3 protein-coding genes and 1 pseudogene are annotated in these 1,552 nt (G+C 73.2%); 1 reads left to right on the top strand and 3 read right to left on the bottom strand.

Annotated features, from left to right (window positions below):
- From SACSA_RS23740 to SACSA_RS0118550, 3 genes and pseudogenes are all read right to left on the bottom strand, one after another.
- Nucleotides 1–318: pseudogene (locus SACSA_RS23740) on the bottom strand (WXG100 family type VII secretion target); the annotation flags it as partial.
- The gene (locus tag SACSA_RS0118555) at nt 315–644 is read right to left on the bottom strand and encodes a hypothetical protein (RefSeq protein WP_019819223.1); all 330 of its coding nucleotides are present in this window, start codon (nt 642–644) and stop codon (nt 315–317) included. The gene SACSA_RS0118555 and the pseudogene SACSA_RS23740, both read right to left, overlap by 4 nt.
- A 121-nt stretch (nt 645–765) precedes the next feature.
- Entirely contained in the window at nt 766–1,239 is a 474-nt protein-coding gene (locus tag SACSA_RS0118550; protein ID WP_019819222.1) for a cupin domain-containing protein, read from the bottom strand.
- 92 nt (nt 1,240–1,331) lie between these two features.
- Here SACSA_RS0118550 and SACSA_RS23735 point away from each other — a divergent pair.
- Nucleotides 1,332–1,552: hypothetical protein (locus SACSA_RS23735; RefSeq protein WP_048876988.1), on the top strand; the 221-nt coding region annotated here is incomplete at its 3' end.

The raw sequence follows: 1,552 nt of genomic DNA, 5'->3' as shown, positions 1-1,552 counted from the left end.
GTCGGCGTCGGTGGCCACGGCCTCGCCCTCCCGGGTGAGCCTTCCGGCGGCGGCGTCGGCGCCGCCGCCGCTCCACGTGTCGCGGACGCGTTCCACGGTGCTGGGCAGGTCCTCGTCGGCGACGGTCTCCAGCGCCTCGACCGCGCGGCGGCAGGCGAGGCCGAGGTCCTCGAGGCCGTCGGGATCTCCGGGCATGTCGGCCGACAGCCGCACTCCGGCCTCCAGGGTCGCCGCGACCGTGTCGGGAGTGACGCGTCCGGCCAACGCGGCGAGCCGGTCGGCCAGGGCGCGCAGGTCTGCTTCGGCGAGCTGGGTCATGCGCGGCCTCCGAACGGCGTGTCGAACGGCAACACCCGGTCGAGTGTCTCGGTGACGGTGGACTCGATGCGCTGGTACAGCGTCCCGCCGTCGCGGATGGCCTGGTCCACCTCGTCGAGGGCATCGGCCCGCTCGCCGAGCAGGTCGGTGATCTCGGTGTGCAGTGTCTCGAACGCCGAGCCGCACTCGCTGGTCGCGAATACCGAGGCCGCACCGCCCGCATTGGATCGCCAGGAGTCGCGCACCGATCGGACGTCGTCGGCGAGGTAGCCGACGGAGGTGCCGAGTGCGTCGAGATCCTCCTGCGAGGTCTGGAACCCGTTCACGACTGCCCCTTACTCCCGCGAACCATGAGTGATCATCCTAGCGTGCTTGACCACCCGTTCGGGGAGGAATTACGTGAAACGGACGTTCGGTGCCGCAGGCGGTGCGCGGGTGGCGAGCCGGTCAGCTTTCCGTGGTGCCGTTCTCACCGGGGTGCAGTTCGAAGTCGGCGAAGTCGAATCCCGGGGAGACCACGCAGGAGACCAGCACGGCCTCGTCGTGCGCCGGGCGGGCGGCCTGCCAGGTGCCGGGGGGCACGACCGCCTGCGGCGCCTGGCCGCGTTCGACGGCGGGCCCCACCCGCACCCGCTCGGGGTCGGAAACGGGAACCTCACCGGCGCCGCCGAGCAGCAGCGTCAGTTCGCCACCCCGGTGCCACAACCACAGCTCGGCACCTCGCACCCGGTGCCAGCGGGACTCCTCGCCCGCGCCGAGCACGTAGTGGATCGCCGTGGCCGTGGGGCGCGGACCGGGATAACCCTCCGGGTGAGCCCGCATCCCGGATTCCCAGGTGCGCCGATACCACCCGCCCTCGGGGTGCGGTTCGAGGTCGAGTTCGGCGGCCAGCGGAGGACGACGCGACGACGAAGTCGGCATGTCCGCCCACTGTAGTCGCCCGCGTGCGCGCCCGGTCCACACCACCGCGGACCGGATGCGCACCGCGACGCGGTGTGGGCCACACTACGCGCGTGAGTGAGCAGCAGGTACACGAACGCCACACCCCCGACGAGCCCACCGCCGACGGCAACGGCGAAGGCGACGGCGAAGGCGAAGGCGCCCCGGCGGCCGCGCGGGCCACCGAACCGGGCGCCGTGGACCACAGCCACCCGGACGCGCACACCGCCCCGGCGCACGGCACGGCCGCCGAGGCGGTGTGCGCGCTGGAGGGCTGTGACAACCCGCTCCCGCC

This window comes from Saccharomonospora saliphila YIM 90502 (genome assembly GCF_000383795.1).
GTDB lineage: Bacteria > Actinomycetota > Actinomycetes > Mycobacteriales > Pseudonocardiaceae > Saccharomonospora > Saccharomonospora saliphila.
The sequence above is the reverse complement of the archived record's forward strand: the minus strand, read 5'-3'. Positions and strand labels throughout refer to the sequence as shown.